Source organism: Rhodanobacter aciditrophus, from assembly GCF_050026795.1.
Lineage (GTDB): Bacteria > Pseudomonadota > Gammaproteobacteria > Xanthomonadales > Rhodanobacteraceae > Rhodanobacter_A.
On sequence record NZ_JALBWP010000006.1, the window covers coordinates 21,741 to 38,630 of the forward strand.

The 16,890-nt window shown below is 69.5% G+C and carries 13 protein-coding genes; 6 read left to right on the plus strand and 7 right to left on the minus strand.

The window, feature by feature from the left end; genetic code table 11:
• The first annotated feature begins 334 nt into the window (after window positions 1-334).
• Window positions 335-1,951 carry an alpha-glucosidase family protein gene (locus ACQGNW_RS00215; RefSeq protein ID WP_426661049.1) on the plus strand — a complete coding sequence of 539 codons (1,617 nt, stop codon included), beginning with the start codon at window positions 335-337 and terminating at the stop codon, window positions 1,949-1,951.
• Between the two features lie 156 nt (window positions 1,952-2,107).
• On the plus strand, window positions 2,108-2,944 hold the full coding sequence (locus ACQGNW_RS00220; protein WP_426661103.1) for an EamA family transporter: 837 nt from the start codon (window positions 2,108-2,110) through the stop codon (window positions 2,942-2,944).
• Between the two features lie 1,036 nt (window positions 2,945-3,980).
• Here ACQGNW_RS00220 and bioC read toward each other — a convergent pair.
• The 6 genes from bioC to ACQGNW_RS00250 all read right to left on the minus strand — a co-directional run bounded on the left by bioC (window position 3,981) and on the right by ACQGNW_RS00250 (window position 10,998).
• On the minus strand, window positions 3,981-4,862 hold the full coding sequence (gene bioC, locus ACQGNW_RS00225) for a malonyl-ACP O-methyltransferase BioC (RefSeq protein WP_426661050.1): 882 nt from the start codon (window positions 4,860-4,862) through the stop codon (window positions 3,981-3,983).
• Window positions 4,859-5,629, minus strand: coding sequence for a pimeloyl-ACP methyl ester esterase BioH (gene bioH / locus ACQGNW_RS00230; protein ID WP_426661051.1), 771 nt, complete (start codon window positions 5,627-5,629; stop codon window positions 4,859-4,861). Before bioH ends, bioC begins: the two co-directional genes overlap by 4 nt.
• Complete coding sequence (locus ACQGNW_RS00235; RefSeq protein ID WP_426661052.1) at window positions 5,626-6,534, minus strand: sulfurtransferase; 909 nt, start codon at window positions 6,532-6,534, stop codon at window positions 5,626-5,628. The genes bioH and ACQGNW_RS00235 overlap by 4 nt, the downstream gene beginning before the upstream one ends.
• A 28-nt stretch (window positions 6,535-6,562) precedes the next feature.
• Window positions 6,563-7,756, minus strand: coding sequence for an 8-amino-7-oxononanoate synthase (bioF, locus tag ACQGNW_RS00240; protein WP_426661053.1), 1,194 nt, complete (start codon window positions 7,754-7,756; stop codon window positions 6,563-6,565).
• Between the two features lie 63 nt (window positions 7,757-7,819).
• Window positions 7,820-8,863: a biotin synthase BioB gene (gene bioB / locus ACQGNW_RS00245; RefSeq protein WP_426661054.1), complete on the minus strand. Its 1,044-nt coding sequence runs from the start codon at window positions 8,861-8,863 to the stop codon at window positions 7,820-7,822.
• A 155-nt stretch (window positions 8,864-9,018) separates the two neighbouring features.
• Window positions 9,019-10,998 carry a multicopper oxidase domain-containing protein gene (locus tag ACQGNW_RS00250; RefSeq protein WP_426661055.1) on the minus strand — a complete coding sequence of 660 codons (1,980 nt, stop codon included), beginning with the start codon at window positions 10,996-10,998 and terminating at the stop codon, window positions 9,019-9,021.
• 159 nt (window positions 10,999-11,157) lie between these two features.
• On the opposite strand from ACQGNW_RS00250, the gene ACQGNW_RS00255 reads away from it, so the two are divergent.
• Together ACQGNW_RS00255 and ACQGNW_RS00260 are read left to right on the plus strand one after the other, a co-directional pair.
• Entirely contained in the window at window positions 11,158-11,877 is a 720-nt protein-coding gene (locus tag ACQGNW_RS00255) for a ComF family protein (RefSeq protein ID WP_426661056.1), read from the plus strand.
• Between the two features lie 197 nt (window positions 11,878-12,074).
• Complete coding sequence (locus ACQGNW_RS00260) at window positions 12,075-12,671, plus strand: glyoxalase superfamily protein (protein WP_426661057.1); 597 nt, start codon at window positions 12,075-12,077, stop codon at window positions 12,669-12,671.
• A gap of 39 nt (window positions 12,672-12,710) precedes the next feature.
• On the opposite strand, the gene ubiA is transcribed toward ACQGNW_RS00260, so the two are convergent.
• The gene (gene ubiA, locus ACQGNW_RS00265) at window positions 12,711-13,604 is read right to left on the minus strand and encodes a 4-hydroxybenzoate octaprenyltransferase (protein ID WP_426661104.1); all 894 of its coding nucleotides are present in this window, start codon (window positions 13,602-13,604) and stop codon (window positions 12,711-12,713) included.
• A gap of 342 nt (window positions 13,605-13,946) precedes the next feature.
• Between ubiA and ACQGNW_RS00270 the strand changes: the two genes are divergently transcribed.
• Both ACQGNW_RS00270 and ACQGNW_RS00275 read left to right on the plus strand, forming a co-directional pair.
• A complete protein-coding gene (locus tag ACQGNW_RS00270; protein WP_426661105.1) occupies window positions 13,947-14,306 on the plus strand; it encodes a DUF1304 domain-containing protein in 360 nt (119 codons plus the stop codon).
• A gap of 112 nt (window positions 14,307-14,418) precedes the next feature.
• Window positions 14,419-16,779: a TonB-dependent receptor family protein gene (locus ACQGNW_RS00275; RefSeq protein ID WP_426661058.1), complete on the plus strand. Its 2,361-nt coding sequence runs from the start codon at window positions 14,419-14,421 to the stop codon at window positions 16,777-16,779.
• The last annotated feature ends 111 nt before the right edge of the window (window positions 16,780-16,890 follow it).

Sequence of the window (16,890 nt, forward strand, 5' to 3'; positions counted from 1 at the left end):
GTAGGCCGGCGTTTTCGGCGCGAACGATTCGTGCATACGTATTCATGGCACGGCAGGAACGCATTCGCTGCAGCGCAACATTTCGCTTCCGCGATGGTTCCCGCAGAGCGGCGCGGGGCGTGCGAAGCCGCGGCGCGCCTGCATCGGCGCGCCTCTCCGTCATCGAAATGAAATCGTTTGGACGTCCATCTGCAAAAGACGCATGACGCGGATGCAGCATCCATGAATACGTATGCAGCACTGTGCGGAACCGGCATGCCCTGCCACTAAGCTGGGCGCCGTTCGACGGCAGACGGCCCGGATGGCCGCCTGTCTCACGTCATGGGGTCCAGCAATGACCGACACACCGTGGTGGCGCGGAGCCGTCATCTACCAGATCTACCCGCGCAGCTTCCTCGACACCGACGGCGACGGCGTGGGCGATCTTCCCGGCATCATCGAGCGGCTCGACTACGTGGCCGGGCTGGGCGTGGACGCGATCTGGATCGCGCCGTTCTTCCGTTCGCCGATGGCCGACTTCGGCTACGACATCGCCGATCCCTGCGACGTCGATCCGCTGTTCGGCACGCTTGCCGACTTCGACCGCCTGCTCGCCGCGGCGCATGCGCGCGGGCTCAAGGTGATGATCGACCAGGTGCTCAGCCACACCTCGGAGGAGCATGCCTGGTTCAAGGAGAGCCGGCAGAGCCGCGACAACCCGAAGGCCGACTGGTACGTGTGGGCCGACGCGAAGGAGGACGGTACGCCGCCGAACAACTGGCTGTCCATCTTCGGCGGACCGGCCTGGCGCTGGGAGCCGCGGCGCGGCCAGTACTACCTGCACAACTTCCTCGCCGCGCAGCCCGACCTCAACTTCCACCATCCGGAAGTGCGCGCGGCCGTGCTGGACAACCTGCGCTTCTGGCTGGACCGCGGCGTGGACGGCTTCCGGCTGGATTCGATCAACTTCTGTTTCCACGACGCACAGCTGCGCGACAACCCGGCGAAGCCGAAGGAGCAGCGCACCGGGCGCGGCTTCAGCGCCGACAACCCCTACGCGTTCCAGTACCACTACTACAACAACACGCGGCCGGAGAACCTCGCCTTTCTCGAGGAGCTCCGCGCGCTGATGGACCGCTACCCCGGCAGCGCCACGCTGGGCGAAATCTCCTCGGAGGATTCGCTGGCGACGATGGCCGAGTACACCAGCGGCCGCCGCCTGCACATGGGCTACAGCTTCGAGCTGCTCACCGACGACTTCAGCGCCGCCTATATCCGCGACACCGTGCGCGCGCAGGAGGCGAAGATGAGCGAGGGGTGGCCGTGCTGGGCGATCTCCAACCACGACGTGGAGCGCGTGCTGAGCCGCTGGGGCAACGGCCACGCCTCGGCCGCGATGGCGAACCAGCTCACCGCACTGGTCTGCTCGCTGCGCGGCTCGGTCTGCGTGTACCAGGGCGAGGAACTCGGCCTCACCGAGGCGGAGTTGCCCTACGAGGCGCTGCGCGATCCCTACGGCATCGCGTTCTGGCCCGAGTTCAAGGGCCGCGACGGCTGCCGCACGCCGATGCCGTGGAGCGACGACGAGCACGCCGGCTTCAGCAGCGCCACGCCGTGGCTGCCGGTGCCGCCCGAGCATCGCACGCTGGACGTGGCACGCCAGCAGGCCAACCCTGCCTCCGCGCTCAACGGCTACCGCCGCTTCATGCAATGGCGGCGCGCCCAGCCCGCGCTGCGCCACGGCGCGATCCGCTTCCTCGACACTCCCGAGCCGGTGCTGGCCTTCGTGCGCGAGCTGGGCGACGAGCGCGTGCTGGCGGTGTTCAACCTGTCCGCCGCGCCGGTGGAGTTCGCGCTGCCGTTGCCCGGCGACCTGCAGCCGCTGGATGGCCACGGCCTGGTCGCCGGCACGCTCGACGGCGAGCGCCTGCGCCTGCCGGCCAACGGCAGCCTGTACGCACGGATCCTCTAGCACCGCGGCGCAACCCTGCTGCCAGCCTCTGTCAGCAGCATCGGACCGGCGGGATGGGCTTTGCGCACGGGCGCAGGCATCATGGCGACCCCTCTTCGCCGGTCATCGCCCGTGTCTGCGCACACCTCCCGCGCTTCCGTGCTGTTCGCGGTCGGCATGCTGCTGGTCAGCATGGCCTCGTACCAGCTGGGTGCCGCGCTGGCCAAGCAACTGTTTCCCGCGATCGGCGCACAGGGCGCCACGGCCTGCCGGCTGGGCCTGGGCGCACTGATCCTGCTGCTGGTGCGGCGGCCGTGGCGCTCGTGGCAGCGGGGCCGCGACCTGCGCGCGCTGTGGGGCTACGGCCTTTCGATCGGCGTGATGAACCTGGTGTTCTACCTTTCGCTGCGCACGATTCCGCTGGGCATCGCGGTGGCGCTGGAATTCACCGGGCCGCTGGCACTGGCACTGTTCGGCTCGCGCCGCCTGCTGGATTTCATCTGGATCGCGCTGGTGGTGGCGGGCCTGCTCCTGCTGCTGCCGTTGCGGGGGCAGGCGCACGCGCTCGACCCGGTCGGGGTGCTGTACGCGCTGGCCGCGGGCGTGGGCTGGGTCTGCTACATCGTGCTGGGTCAACGCGCCGGCAGCGCGCATGGCGGCGACGCGGTGACGTGGGGCACCTCGATCGCGGCGCTGCTGGCGATCCCGGTGGGCGTGGCGCACGCCGGCAGCGCGCTGTTCGATCCCGTATTGCTGCCGTTCGCGCTGGGCGTCGCCCTGCTCAGCTCGGCCTTGCCGTATTCGCTGGAGATGATGGCGCTGACCCGCCTGCCGACACGCAGCTTCGGCACCCTGCTGAGCCTGGAACCGGCCTTCGCCGTGCTGGCCGGCGTGGCGCTGCTCGGCGAACATCTCAGCCTGCTGCAGTGGCTGGCGATCGCGGCGATCATCGTGGCGGCGGCGGGCACGGCGCTCAGCGTGCGCCGGCCGGTGGCGGAGCCGCTGGTGAATTGAGGGCGGGGCTTGTGTGCGCTAGCGCTCGCCCTCGGTTTTCTGGCTTGGGCGTTTGCTGACGCAAGTAACGAAGCAGTTTCGAGCGCCTGCCGGCGCCCGGGTGACTTTTCTCTTGCGTGGCCAAGGGAAAAGTAACCACGAGAGAAGGCCACCCCGGTTGGTGCTTGCCGTCCATCCATGCCGCTGCGCGGCACGCCGGCGAAGCGTTGACGCGCGTGCCTTTCTCCCTCTCCCTTTTTGGGGGGGGCGGGGCGGGGTGAGGGGGGGACTCTTGCTCGTGCGTCTTCGCCAGCGACAAAGCGGTTTCGTCCACCTGCCGGTGGCCGAGTGACTTTCTCTTTGCGTGGCCAAAGAGAAAGTCACCAAAGAGAAAGGCCACCCCGGTTGGCGCTTTCCGTCCATCCATGGACGGAAAGTCCGTGAGGCGGGCCCGGGCTTTTCGAGCGGGCTCCTGCCCGCGCGAAAAGGCGAGCCCATCCGTGGGCTCGTCCGCTGCGCGGCCTCTTCGTCCCCGCCTCACCGCCGCCCAGGGGCCCCGGAGTAGCAGTGCGCTCCCAGCGCGCAGAAGCAACCTCAACAGCAACAGCCAGGGCGAGACGAACGCAAAGCCAAAGCGGCGCACCGCGCCGCGAGGCTTTGCCCCCTCACCTCAGTTCCCAGATACGTTGCGGCGTGGCCGCCCCGTCTATCGCGTAGGCGGGGCTGGTTCCAATCCCCTCGACACGTCGCGCTTGTGGTTCCGGCGGATCGAACCAGAACATTTCTCTTGGTTCCTTCTCTTGACCCCAGGCATCCTGCCCTCCGCCCTTGCGGGCCGGCTTCGCCGTTCGCCACCGCTCCTGCGGTGGCGTGGGCCAGCAAAGAGAAGGAACTCGGGCGCCGGCAGGCGCTCGAAACAGCTGTGTTCCTTGCGGCAGGCGTCCAAAACCGCTTTGTCGCTGGCGCCAGGCGTCCGAACCCGCCGTATCCCCTGCGACCAATGCAACGTCAGTGGGAAGGCATGTCAGCGTCCGCGGGCATGACGCCCTGCGCTGCCTCAGCGCCGCCGCGACCCCTTCAGGCTGCTGAGCGAGAAACTCGCCACCTCGCCGCCACCCGGCAAGCGCCGCGACTGTCCCGGCGGCGGACCCCAGGCATGGGCGGTCACCACTTCCCACGTGGCGGGAATGCGGCCGTCGACGCGCATCGCCTCGTAGGCGGCGAGCATGGCGCGGTAGTGCGATTTGCCGGTGAGGTGGCGTTCGCGTGCGGCGTCGGCGTGGGTGGCGCCCAGCCCGCGCAGTTCCTCCAGCAGCTTGCGCGGTTCGCTGTAGGTGAGCGTGTAGCGCGTCACGTCCAGCACCGGGTCGCGCAGGCCGGCGTTGATCATCGCGTCGCCGATGTCGTGCATGTCGAGGAAGCGGCTGACGTGCGAATGGCCGTCCACGGCGGCCCAGGCCGCACGCAGTTCCTTCAGCGTGTCGGGGCCGAAGGTGGAGAACGCGAGCAGGCCGCCGGGTTTCAGCACGCGGCAGCATTCGCCGAACAGTGCGGTGAGGTTGTCGACCCACTGGAAGCACAGGTTGGAGTGCAGCACGTCCATGCTGTGGTCGGGGAAGGGCAGGGCGGTGGCCTCGGCGCAGACGCGGCGGAACGGCTTGAGCCAGCCGCTGTGCGTTTTCGCCTCGCGCAGCATCGGCAGTGCGAGGTCGACCGCGATCACCTCGGCCTTGGCGTAGCGCTGCTTCAGCAGCGCCGTGCCGCGGCCGGTGCCGGCACCCACGTCGAGCACGCGTGCCGGCGTTTCCAGGTAGAAGCCCAGCCGGTCCAGCAGCGACTGCTGCACTTCGCGCTGCAGCGCGTCGTGCCGTTCGTAGCTGCGCGCGGCGCGGCCGAAGTTGCGGCGCACCTGGGCGCGGTCGAGATGGAATTCGCTCATGAAAAGCTGTCCAGCAAGGGTTGCAGCGCCCGCGCGACTTCATCGGCGTGCGCGACGAACGGCGCGTGGCCGGCGTGTTCGATCTGCGTGTAGTAGCCGTGCGACTGTCGCGCCGACCACTCCATCGCCTGCGGATGCACCAGGCGGTCGCGGCGGCCCGCGATCCACGCGCTGGGCTGGCGCAGTGCGGGCAGCCGGGAGCGCAGGTCGTGCGTCTCGAGGATGCGGATGCCTTCCTGCAGCACGCGCAGGTCGGGTTCGCCGTGGGCGAAGGCCAGTTCGCGCAGGCGCCGCAACTCGGCACGCGGGTCGGCACTGCCCATCGCCTCCAGTGCGAGGAAGCGGTCGATGGTGCCGTGGTAGTCCGTTTCCAGGTCCAGCGCGAGCTGGTGCACCAGCGGGCGGTCGCTGCCCCAGGGCCAGTCGTCGTCGCGCGCGAACTTTGGCGTGGCGCACAGCATCGCGAGGCCCTGCACCTGCTGCGGCCGTTCCAGTGCGCCGGCAAGCGCGACCAGTCCGCCCAGCGACCAGCCCAGCCAGATCGCCGGCGGCGTGGCGGCGGCGATCGCCGCGGCGCAGGCGGAGGGTTCCAGCGGCAACCCGCAATCGCGCGAGCGGCCATGGCCGGGCAGGTCCACCACGTGCATCGTGCAACGCGTGGCCAGCGCCTCCACCAGCGGCGCCAGCACGCCGCCGTGCATCGCCCAGCCGTGCAGCAGCACCAGCGGGATGGGACCGTGGCCTGCTTGTTCGATGAAGAGCTTCACGCCGCGCCCCAATCGGACCACGCGCTTCCTGCGATCGCTTCCTCTCCGCTTTGGGGAGAAGACCGAGGTGAGGGGCGGGTGCTCGCGGTGTTGCTGTTCAGAGCCAGCTTTGATGTGAGGTCATCGCAAGAGCCGCCCCACACCCCATCCCTCTCCCCGGAGGTTGGAGGTGGCCGATGTGCTGGCCTGAGGCCTGCATCCACCGCGCCGCGCCCGTCGAACACGAAGCAGTCTCCCTGCCAGTGCGCACCGTCGGTCAGTTCCAGGTACTTCAGGATGCCGCCCTCGAGCTGGTGCACGCGTTCGATGCCGAGGTCCTGCATGTGCAGCGCGGCCTTCTCGCAGCGGATGCCGCCGGTGCAGTACGACACCACGGTCTTGCCCGCGAAACGCGCGCGATCGGCGGCCACGGCGGCGGGGAAGGCGGTGAAGCTGGCAATGCGGTAGTCCACCGCATGCGCGAACTTGCCCACGTCGCACTCGTAGTCGTTGCGCGTGTCCAGCATCACGAGTTCGCGGCCGTCGTCGTCGTGGCCCTGGTCCAGCCAGCGCTTCAGCGTGGGCGCATCCACCGCCGGCGCGCGACCGCGTTCGGGGCGGGACGCCGGCACGCGCATGGTGATGATCTCCTTCTTCAGGCGCACGCGCAGGCGGCCGAACGGCACGCCGACGGAGACCGACTCCTTTGCTTCCATCCCGGCGAAGCGCGGCTCGCAGCGCAGCCAGGCCATGAACGCATCCACCGCCTCGCGCGGGCCGGCGAGGAACAGGTTGATGCCCTCGGGCGCCAGCAGCACGGTGCCCTTCAGCGCCAGCGCATGGGCGTGCCCGAGCACACGCTCGCGCAGCGCCGGCAGGTCGTCGAGGCTGACGAAGCGGTAGGCGGCGATGTTGACGATGGACATGGCGGGGAGGGAGACGGCGAGCGCGCCATTATACGGGCCGGCCCGCGGAGCCGCCCCGCGGCAGCGCGGCGAGCGCGTCCAGCAGGCGATCCACGTGCTCGTCCTCGTGCGCCGCGGAGAGCGTGATGCGCAGCCGCGCCTGGCCCTGCGGCACCGTGGGCGGGCGGATCGCGGTGACCAGCAGGCCACGCTCTTCCAGCCTCCGCGCGGCGTCCAGCGCGGCCTGCGCGTCGCCCAGCAGCAGCGGCTGGATCGCGCTGTGCGACGCCATCAGCGGCAGGCCGAGCTGTGCCGCGCCGCTGCGGAAGCGGGCGATCAGCGCCTGCAGCCTGTCGCGGCGCCAATCTTCGTCGCGCGCGATGGCCACCGCGGCGCAGGCGGCCGCGGCCAGTGCCGGCGGCATCGCGGTGGTGTAGACGTAGGGCCGCGCGAATTGCACGAGCCCATCGATCAAGGCGGCGGGGCCGGCCACGAACGCGCCGCTGCAGCCCAGCGCCTTGCCCAGCGTGGCCATCAGCACCGGCACCTCGCGCTGGCCGAGGCCGGCGGCCTGTACGCTGCCGGCGCCTTCCATGCCCAGCACGCCCAGGCCGTGCGCGTCGTCCACCATCAGCGTGGCGTGTTCGCGTGCGCACAGCGCGGCGAGTCCGGCCAGCGGCGCCGCGTCGCCGTCCATGCTGAACACACCGTCGGTGGCGAGCAGCGCGGCGGCCTCCGGACGGCTCTGCAGCTGGCGTGTGGCGGCTTCGACGTCGGCATGCGGATAACGCTTCAGCTCGGCGCCGGCCAGTTGCGCGCCGTCGAGCAGGCAGGCGTGGTTGAGCTTGTCCTGCACGCACACGTCGCCGCGCGCGAGCAGCGCCTGCATCGCGCCGAGGTTGGCCATGTAGCCGGTGGAAAACAGCAGCGCGCGCTCGCGCCCCGTCCACTCGGCCAGCATCTCCTCGAGTTGCGCATGTTCGCGGCGGTGGCCGCAGATCAGGTGCGCCGAAGCGCTGCCCGCGCCCTCATCGTCGGCCGCGCGCTTCAACGCGGCGATCAACTGCGGGTGCTGCGCGAGGCCCAGGTAATCGTTGCTGCAGAAGCCGAGCAGGCGGCGCCCTTCGCTTTCCAGCCAGGGGCCTTCCACGTGCTCGACGGTGCGCAACCGGCGACGCAGGTTCGCGCGTTCGCGTTCAGACGTCTGGACGGCCAGGCGCTCGAGCAGATCAGCGCGAGTCATGGGCATTCATGGTTGAAGAGCGACCCCGCCCCAACCTTCCCCTGCTTGCAGGGGAGGGGTGATTCACGCCGCCGCACTGCAGCCGCACCCGTGCCCGCAACCCGCCGGGGCGGCTTCCATGATGTCCGCATGCACGGTGCCTGTCTCCTCGACCACTTCCATTGCATGCAGGTCGAGCCGACGGAACAGCGTGCGGTCGTGCTCGGTGTCCGGGTTGCCGGTGGTGAGCAGCTTCTCGCCGTAGAAGATCGAGCCGGCGCCGGCGTGGAAGCACAGCGCCTGCACCGCGTCGTCCATCTGCTGGCGGCCGGCGGAGAGGCGCACGATGGACAGCGGCATCAGGATGCGCGCCACCGCGATGGTGCGCACGAACTCGAACGGGTCGAGCTTCTCCGCGTTGCCCAGCGGCGTGCCCGGCACCGGCACCAGCTGGTTGATCGGCACCGAGTGGGGATGCTCCGGCAGGTTGGCCAGCGCCTGCAGCAGGCCGGCGCGCTGCTCGCGCGTCTCGCCCATGCCCACGATGCCGCCGCAGCAGGTCTTGAGGCCGGCGTCGCGCACCTGTTCCAGCGTGGCGAGGCGGTCCTGGTACTCGCGGGTGTGGATGATCTCGCCGTAGAACTCCGGCGCGGTGTCGATGTTGTGGTTGTAGTAGTCGAGGCCGGCGTCCTTGAGCTGCTGCGCGTGGCCGTCGCCGAGCAGGCCCAGGGTGGCGCAGGTCTCCAGGCCGAGGTCCTTCACCGCGCGCACGATCGCGGCCACCTTGGGGATGTCGCGGTCCTTCGGCCCGCGCCACGCCGCGCCCATGCAGAAGCGGCTGGCACCGGCGGCCTTGGCGGCCTTGGCGCGCGCCAGCACGGCTTCGACCTCCATCAGCTTCTGCGCCGCGACGCCGGTGTCGTAGCGCGCCGCCTGCGGGCAGTAGGCGCAGTCCTCGGGGCAGCCGCCAGTCTTGATCGACAGCAGTGTGGAGACCTGCACCGCGTTCTCGTCGTGGTGCGTGCGGTGCACGGTGTGCGCGCGGTGCAGCAGCTCGTTGAACGGCAGCGCGAACAGCGCGACGACTTCCTCGCGGCTCCAGTCGTGGCGGACGATGGCTTCGGGCATGGGGTGGCTCCGTGGCTGAGGCCGCGAAGTGTGGGCGGCACACGTGCCGTCGTCAACTTCGAAGGCAGGCCATCAGGTTGACGAAAGCTGCCAAACGCCGGCCCGAAGCCGTCTCGCGGGAAGGGGCGGCACGAAGGCGCGCCCCGTCCCCTGCCTCACTTGCCCCTGGCCGCCTTCACCTGGTCAGCGGTGATCAGCCTGGCCTGGTTGCCCCACGAGGTGCGCTCGTGGTTCGCGATGTCGGCGATGTCTGCGTCGCTCAGCGCGGCGGCAAACGGCGGCATCACGCTGGGGTAGGTCGTGCCGTTGATGGCTACGCCGTGCAGGCCGTTGAGGATCGTGGCGATCTGCCTGGCGGGGTCTCCGCTCAGCACGGCCGGGTCGTTCTTGAGCGGCGGAAACGCGCCAGGCAGGCCCATGCCGGTGGCCTGGTGGCAGGCCGCGCAGTTCGTGGCGTAGAGCTGCGCGCCGCGCGCGGCGTCGAAGTTGTACGGGCCAGTGGCGGCGGCCGGCGGCGGGGTGGGCGCGGCAACGGCCGCCTTGCTGATATCCGGCTTGGCGACCGGCACACCAGCTGGCGCCTGCACGCTCAACACGCCGATCGCACCCAGCACGGCGTGCGCCATCGCGTGATCGACAAAGGGATACTTGCCGGGCTCATCCAGCTTGAGATCGAACACCGCGCCTTCGCCCGGGCCCACCGACCAGGTGGAAACGCCGTCGATCGCCTGCGCCGGGTTGCCGCCGGGGTAGACCTTGTCGAAGATCGCGCCGATCACGTGGAACGCGCTCCACAGGCTGGGGCCGGCGTTGACCATGTAGATGCGCACGAGCTCGCCAGGCCTGGCGGTCAGCGGATGGTCGCGGTACTGGAACGCGGCACCGTTGAACACCACTTCGTCCGGGCGCATCTCCTGCATCTTCTCGTAGTTGCCGGCCATCAGCTTGCCGGCCACCTGCTGGGTGTACCACTCGCCCTGCACCAGCACATAGCTTTCGGCAGCCGGCGGCAGCGGCGTGGCCGGATCCACGATGATCGCGCCGTACATGCCGTTGGCGATGTGCAGCAGCACCGGCGGCGTGCCGCAGTGGTAGAGGAAGGCGCCCGGCACCTTCGCCACGAACGAGAACTTGATCGACTCGCCCGGCATGATGTCCACGTAATGCAGGCTGGGCGGCGTGATCGCGGCGTGGAAGTCGATCGAGTGCTGCATGGTGCCGTGGTTGGTGAGCACCACGTTCACCGTCTGCCCCTGGCGCACGTGGATCACCGGCCCGGGCACGCTCTTGCCGAACGTCCAGGCCTGGTACTGCACGCCGCTGGCGATCTCCACGGTCTGGTCGGAAACCACGATGTTCACATCCGTGCTGGCGCCGGGAGCCAGCGGCGGCAGGCGGGCGTCACGGGCCGCGCCGAGCGGCCGGCTGGATGCCAGCGACAGCGGCGTCACCGCGGCGGCAGCCGTCGCGGGGCTCGCCGACTTCACGTGCATCGCGCTGTGCAGGCCGGCCAGCAGCAGCGCCACCAGCAGCAGCACGCCCGCCAGCGCCGGCGCCTGCACGCGCCAGGACAGATGCCGTACCTGGTCCAGCGGCAGGCTGTCGTTCCAGTCGGCGAACCTGCGCCAGCCCGGGTAGCGGCTTTCGATCAGGTAGTCCAGGCTGTACGGGCTGGGGCCGGAGCGCAGGTTGATGACGATCAGTGCGGCGAAGATCAGCACATAACTGATCGCCGCGCCGATGTTGTTCGCGCCCACCGAGTAGGGGCCACCGAAGCCTTCGGCCGTGCTCCAGATCAGCAGGCTGAACAGGATGCCGACGACGTAGGTGATCTTGCGCGCGAACCCCAGCAGCAGGGCCAGCGCCAGCGCGGTCTCGGCGATGCGCGTGGCCCACACGAAGAAGCCCGCGTGCGGCGTGACCAGGCCGATCCACAGCTGGAACCACCACGCCGACCATGCCGGCTGCCCGGTGGCGGCGTTGTGCAGGTAGCCCACGTAGTGGCTGGCGAAGTCGGACGTCCACGTCAGCGCCGCGCTCACGGCCCAGATGATGCCGAAGGCCACGCGCAGCGCGGTGCCGGCGACGGCCGGCCAGGTCGAAGGGGTGGAATTGCCGTCGTCGGGCGCGGCCATGCGAAGCCTCCGGGAATGGTTGGGTGGTTGGGTGCAGACGGGTGCGGTGTCGATGCATCTGTCCTCGACAGCGTCGGAGTGTACGGCGGTGGCGCCGGCGCCGGGAGACATGCCCCGGCGGGCTTGCCGTTACCATCGGCCGCAGGAACGGGAGGACGCATGGACAAGGCCGGCCTGCTGCAACCCTGGCACGCGCTGTCGCGCTGGCTGCTGCCGTTGCGCTGCCTGCTGTGCGGCGCTCCCGGCGAACAGGGCGTGGACCTGTGCGCGGCCTGCGCCACCGAGCTGCCGCGCAACCGCAGCTGCTGCGCACGCTGCGCCCTGCCGCTGCCCGCGCCGGCCGCACTGTGCGGCGAGTGCCAGCGTCACGCGCCGCCGTGGCAGGCGGCGTGGGCGCCGTTCCGCTACGGCTGGCCGCTGGACCGGCTGGAGTCGCGCTTCAAGTTCGGCGGCGACCTCGCCGCCGGCCGCACGCTGGCCATGCTGTGGCGGCGTGAGCCGATGCCCTTGCCGAAACCCGACCTGCTGCTGCCGGTGCCGCTGCACCGCGCCCGCCTGCGCCAGCGCGGCTACAACCAGGCCCTGGAACTGGCGAGGCCGATGGCGCGCCACTGCGGCCTGCCACTGCGCCACGACGCGTTGCTGCGGCGGCGCGGCACCGCCGCGCAGACCGAACTGGATGCCGTCGGCCGCCGCCGCAACGTGCGCGGCGCGTTCGTCGTGCGCGCGGGTGTTGCGCTGCCCGCGCACGTGGCGATCGTCGACGATGTGATGACCACCGGCGCCACCCTCGCCGAATGCGCCCGCGTGCTGAAGCGCGCCGGCGTGGCGCGGGTGGATGTGTGGGCGCTGGCGAGGGCGCCGTCGCCACGCGGCTGATGCCGGGTTCCTTCGCTGGCCAAGTCGCGCCGACCGCCGCTAGTATGGGACTCGGCCGATACAGCCTGCCGCCTGCACCCGCTTCGGGAACGGTGAATGTATCTGCGGCACACCGCAACTCCTTCGTCATGGCGAACGGATCGGCAACGCAGGCACCGATGCATCCACTTCGTTCGCCACGAAACGGAGGAGTCAGCATGCGCAACTATCTCGACGCCAAACTCATGGCGAAGCAGCTGCGTGAGCGGTTGGCAGAGAAATCGATAGAACTTGGTCACGGCGAATGCCTGGAACTGGTTGCGAGCCAGTTTGGTTATGCCGACTGGAACATGCTGGCGGCACGCATCGCGCTGACAAAACGACGCGACGCCGATGGCGAGACCGGCATCCGGTTCAAGGCGGCTGCACCGATTTTGCGCATTTTCTCGCGCGACAAGGCTCGCGAATTTTACCTGGATTATCTCGGTTTCCACCTGGACTGGGCCGATGCGCCGCTCACGGCCAATGCCGGCCCCGCGCCGCAGTACACGCAGATCTCGCGAGACAAGCTGGTGATCCACCTGTCCGAGCATCACGGTGATGGCAGTCCCGGTGCTGCCTGCTGGATCACCATGAAGGGAATCGACGCGTTCCATGCCGAACTTGCCGCAAAGGAGTATCCCAACATGCGTCCGGGAATCGAGCCGATGCCACCGCGGTTACGCGTGATGGAAGTGATCGATCCGTTCGGAAACCGCCTGCGTTTTGGCGAATTCACCAGCCGGCGAATCAGGGAGGACGGTAGCCCGGTCTGAGGTATCGCGCGAGTGCCGCAGGCAGGGTGCTCGCGCCGCTCAGCGTACTGCCAGCGCCAGCACGATGCCGATCCATACCGCCAGGCCCCACCAGTTGTTGTGGCGGAACGCCGCGAGGCAGGGGCCGCGCTCGCGCTTGCGGATCAGCCACAGCTGGTAGGCGAACAGGCCGGCGGCCACGAGCAGGCCCAGCCAGTACGGCCAGCCGAGGTGCGCACGCTGGCCCACGAACAGCATTGCCAGCAGCAGCGTCGCCATCAGGATGCCGATGATCGGCAGGTCGGCGTCGCCGAACAGGATCGCGGTGGACTTCGCGCCGGCCCGGAGGTCGTCCTCGCGGTCCACCATCGCGTACTCGGTGTCGTACACCACCGACCACAGGATGTTGGCGATGAACAGCAGCCAGCCCAGCGGCGGCACCGTGCCCTGCACCGCGGCGAACGCCATCGGGATCGACCAGCCGAACGCCGCGCCCAGCACCACCTGCGGCAGGTAGGTCCAGCGCTTGGTGAACGGATAGATCACGGCCAGCGCGGCACCGGCGAACGCCAGCCGGATCGTCAGCGCGTTGGTGAACAGCACCAGCACGAAGGCGAACGCGAGCAGCGCGGCGAACACGAGCAGCGCCTCGCGCGGCGTCACCCGCCCGCTGGCGATGGGGCGGCCCGCGGTGCGTTCCACCTGAGGGTCCAGCGTGCGGTCGGCGTAGTCGTTGATCGCGCAGCCCGCCGCGCGCATCGCGAACACGCCCAGGGTGAAGATCGCCAGCGGCTTCAGCGGCGGCCAGTCGCCTGCCGCCAGCCACAGCGCCCACCACGTCGGCCACAGCAGCAGCAGCGCGCCGATCGGCCGGTCCATGCGGGTGAGCACCAGGTAGTCGCGCGCCTTGCCGCGCCAGCGCGGCGGCAGGCGGCCCAGCAGCCAGTCCAGCACGCTGGTGGCGCGCGCCGAGCTGTCGGCCGGACGTGCGGCGGCCACGGCGGGCGCCTTCGCGATGCGCGGCGAAGCCGGGGGAGCTGATTTGCGCCGCTGGCGCTTGCGCGATGGGGAAGCCATCGGCGCAGTTTAGCGTGCGTGGGCGAGGGGCATGGCGTGATGCAGTACGGCGGAATGACAATGGAGTATCCCCGGCGTGCGGGCAGTGGTGTTCGCTTGCGCGCAGCCCACACATGTCGCTGCCGTGCGCGGCGAAACCCGCGGCCAGGCAGGACGCGGCGGCCCGTTTCGCGGGATGGGCAGGGAAGGCTGGAACCTGCTGTCTGGAGGCGGACCATGTTGGCGACAATCTCCGAAATCGTGGTGGTGCTGGTTGCGCTGCTGCATGGCTGTTTCCTGGTGCTGGAAATGTTCCTGTGGGACAAGCCGGCCGGGTTGAAGGCGTTCGGCCAGTCGAAGGAGCGCGCGGCGGCCACCGGGGTGCTGGCGGCGAACCAGGGCCTGTACAACGGCTTCATCGCCGCGGGGTTGCTGTTGGGCGTGTTCCACGGCGCGGCGGGCTACGGGTTCAAGGTGTACTTCCTGTCGTGCGTCGTCGTGGCAGGCATCTATGGCGCCGCCACGGCGAGCCGCGGGATTCTCTACGTGCAGGCGTTGCCCGGCCTGCTGGGCCTGTTGCTGGTGCTTCTCGCGCGCTGAACGCCGCGCCCCCCGCGCATCGCGTTTTCATCTGGCTGTAGGCGAATTTTCACAAAGCGGATTCACCATGCCGCAGGCCGTCGTCGACGGTCGTCGAATCCCCTGTCGCCACATGCGGCGTCCTCGCGAGGCGCGCCGCGAAGGATGCCTGCGCATGTTCAGCCGCCGTACCTCGATCCAACTGTCGGGCCTCGCCCTGGCCATCCTCGCGACCCTGCACGGCAACGTCGCCGCGGCAGCCGACGATGCCGCCGCCGCGCCGGCGGCCGCACCTTCCAAGGCCAATGCCACCGCATTGACCGCGGTGTCCGTGGTGGCGACCGGCGAGACGCGCCAGATCCAGACCATCGGTCGCAAGGACATCGAGGCGGCCGCGCCTGGCACCAGCGCGCTGAAGGTGCTCAACGAACTGCCCGGCGTGAACTTCCAGTCGTCCGACCCGTGGGGCGCCTACGAATGGTCCACGGCGATCAGCCTGCACGGCTTCGACCAGAGCCGCCTCGGCTTCACCCTGGACGGCATCCCGCTGGGCAACATGTCCTACGGCGTGAGCAACGGCCTGCAGGTGACCCGTGCGATCAGCTCGGACAACATCGCCTCGGTGCAGCTGGCGCAGGGTGCCGGCGCGCTGGGTACGCCGTCCAACACCAACCTCGGCGGCACCGTGCAGTTCTACTCCGCCGATCCGGACATGGAGCCGGGCGCGCGCTTCAACCAGACGATCGGTTCGGACAGCACGCTGCGCAGCTATGCGCGGCTGGATACCGGCGACTTCCACGGCTTCTCGATGTACGTGTCGTTCGACCACGCCAACACCGACAAGTGGAAGGGCTACGGTTCGCAGGAGTCCAACCAGGCCAACCTGAAGGCGGTCTACCAGTGGGGCGACGGCGACCGCATCAGCCTGTTCGTGGACAACTCGCGGCGCAAGGAATACGACTACCAGGACCTGTCGCTGACCAGCCAGCGCGTGCTGGGCTGGAACTTCGACTACTGGCAGCCGGACTGGAACACCGCGCTGCAGGCGGCCAACGCCTACCACACCAGCGGGCAATACAGCGGCGTTGCCAACGGCTACCCGGCCTCGCTGGCCGGCCTGCCGGCCGACTACGACTGGCTGGACGCGGATTACTACGCCGGCGGCGGCATCCGCAAGGACAACCTGGTCGGGCTCAGCGGCAGCTTCAACTTCGGCGAGAACCTGACCTGGAACGTGGGCAGCTACTACCACGGCGACCGCGGCGAAGGGCAGTGGGTGACGCCGTACACGTCGTCGCCGGCATCCGGCCTGCCGCTGGCCATGCGCACCACCGACTACGGCCTGGACCGCTACGGCGTGACCAGCTCGCTGCAGTACACCCTCGGCAACAACGACATCGAAGTGGGCGTCTGGGGCGAGAACTCCAGCAACCACGTCGAGCGCAACTACTTCAACCTCGCCGGCCAGTACACCGGCCTGTGGACGTTCTACGACGGCGAGACGCCGTTCCTGCGCGGCTTCCTGCAGCACTACACCTACGACACGCGCATGGCGTATGCGGAAGACACCCTGCATTTCATGGACGACCGCCTGACGGTCAACGTCGGCGCCAAGTCGCTGCGCTCCACCAGCACCGCGGATTCGCTGGTGGCCACCAGCGCGTTCGCGCAGGGCAGCATCAAGGCCAGCAAGGGCTTCCTGCCGCAGGCCGGCGTGGACTACAAGCTGGACGCGCGCCAGGACATCTACGCCTCGTACAGCAAGAACATCGACGCCTACGGCGCGCTGCCCTTCGCCACCTCGCAGGCGACGTTCGACGCCAGCAAGAGCACGCTCAAGCCGGAAGGCTCGCAGACGCTGGAGGCCGGCTACCGCGTGCACGGCGAAACCTTCGAGGCGGCGGCCGACCTGTACTACACGCGCTTCAGCAACCGCCTGCTGCAGACCACGCCGTGCTCGGCGGTGCAGACCTGCGCCAGCCAGCTCGACAACGTCGGCAGCGTGGACAGCAAGGGCGCCGACCTGTCGCTGATCTGGCGCCCCGTCGAGGGCCTGCGCTGGCTCAACACGCTGTCCTGGGACAGCTCCAAGTACCAGGACGACTACCTCAACGGCGGCGTGGTCGCCACCCGGGGCAAGTACGTGGTGGGCATCCCGAGCTGGATGGCCACCTCCAGCGTGAACTACCACGTCGGCGCCTGGGACTTCACGCTCGACGGCAAGTACACCGGCCGGCGCTACATCACCTACACCAACGATTCGCAGGTGCCGTCGTACTGGCTGTTCAATGCCGGCGCGAGCTACGACCTCGGCGCGCTGGCGGGCTTCAAGGACATCCGCCTGGCGCTCAACGTGACCAACCTCGCCGGCAAGCATTACTTCGCCACCACCGGCACCAACGGTTACGTCGCCGCCGACCCGAACGGCTACAACCAGACCCTGCAGGCCGGCGCGCCGCGGCAGGTGTTCTTCAACATCAACGCGCGGCTCTGACGCAAGCATGCGCGTGCCGGCCGATCCGCGCCGGCACGCGCGAGACGTGCGGCCCGCGCGCTGAAGCGGCGCCACGTCCACCGCACGCAAACCTGTTCGCGTCCTTCCATT

Excerpts from the sequence above, each read along its gene's own strand:
- ACQGNW_RS00215 (WP_426661049.1), top strand. The coding sequence starts at position 335 with ATGACCGACACACCGTGGTGGCGCGGAGCCGTCATCTACCAGATCTAC.
- ACQGNW_RS00220 (WP_426661103.1), top strand. The coding sequence starts at position 2,108 with ATGCTGCTGGTCAGCATGGCCTCGTACCAGCTGGGTGCCGCGCTGGCC.
- bioC (WP_426661050.1), bottom strand. The coding sequence starts at position 4,862 with ATGAGCGAATTCCATCTCGACCGCGCCCAGGTGCGCCGCAACTTCGGC.
- ACQGNW_RS00235 (WP_426661052.1), bottom strand. The coding sequence starts at position 6,534 with ATGTCCATCGTCAACATCGCCGCCTACCGCTTCGTCAGCCTCGACGAC.
- bioF (WP_426661053.1), bottom strand. The coding sequence starts at position 7,756 with ATGACTCGCGCTGATCTGCTCGAGCGCCTGGCCGTCCAGACGTCTGAA.
- bioB (WP_426661054.1), bottom strand. The coding sequence starts at position 8,863 with ATGCCCGAAGCCATCGTCCGCCACGACTGGAGCCGCGAGGAAGTCGTC.
- ACQGNW_RS00250 (WP_426661055.1), bottom strand. The coding sequence starts at position 10,998 with ATGGCCGCGCCCGACGACGGCAATTCCACCCCTTCGACCTGGCCGGCC.
- ACQGNW_RS00255 (WP_426661056.1), top strand. The coding sequence starts at position 11,158 with ATGGACAAGGCCGGCCTGCTGCAACCCTGGCACGCGCTGTCGCGCTGG.
- ACQGNW_RS00260 (WP_426661057.1), top strand. The coding sequence starts at position 12,075 with ATGCGCAACTATCTCGACGCCAAACTCATGGCGAAGCAGCTGCGTGAG.
- ACQGNW_RS00275 (WP_426661058.1), top strand. The coding sequence starts at position 14,419 with ATGCGGCGTCCTCGCGAGGCGCGCCGCGAAGGATGCCTGCGCATGTTC.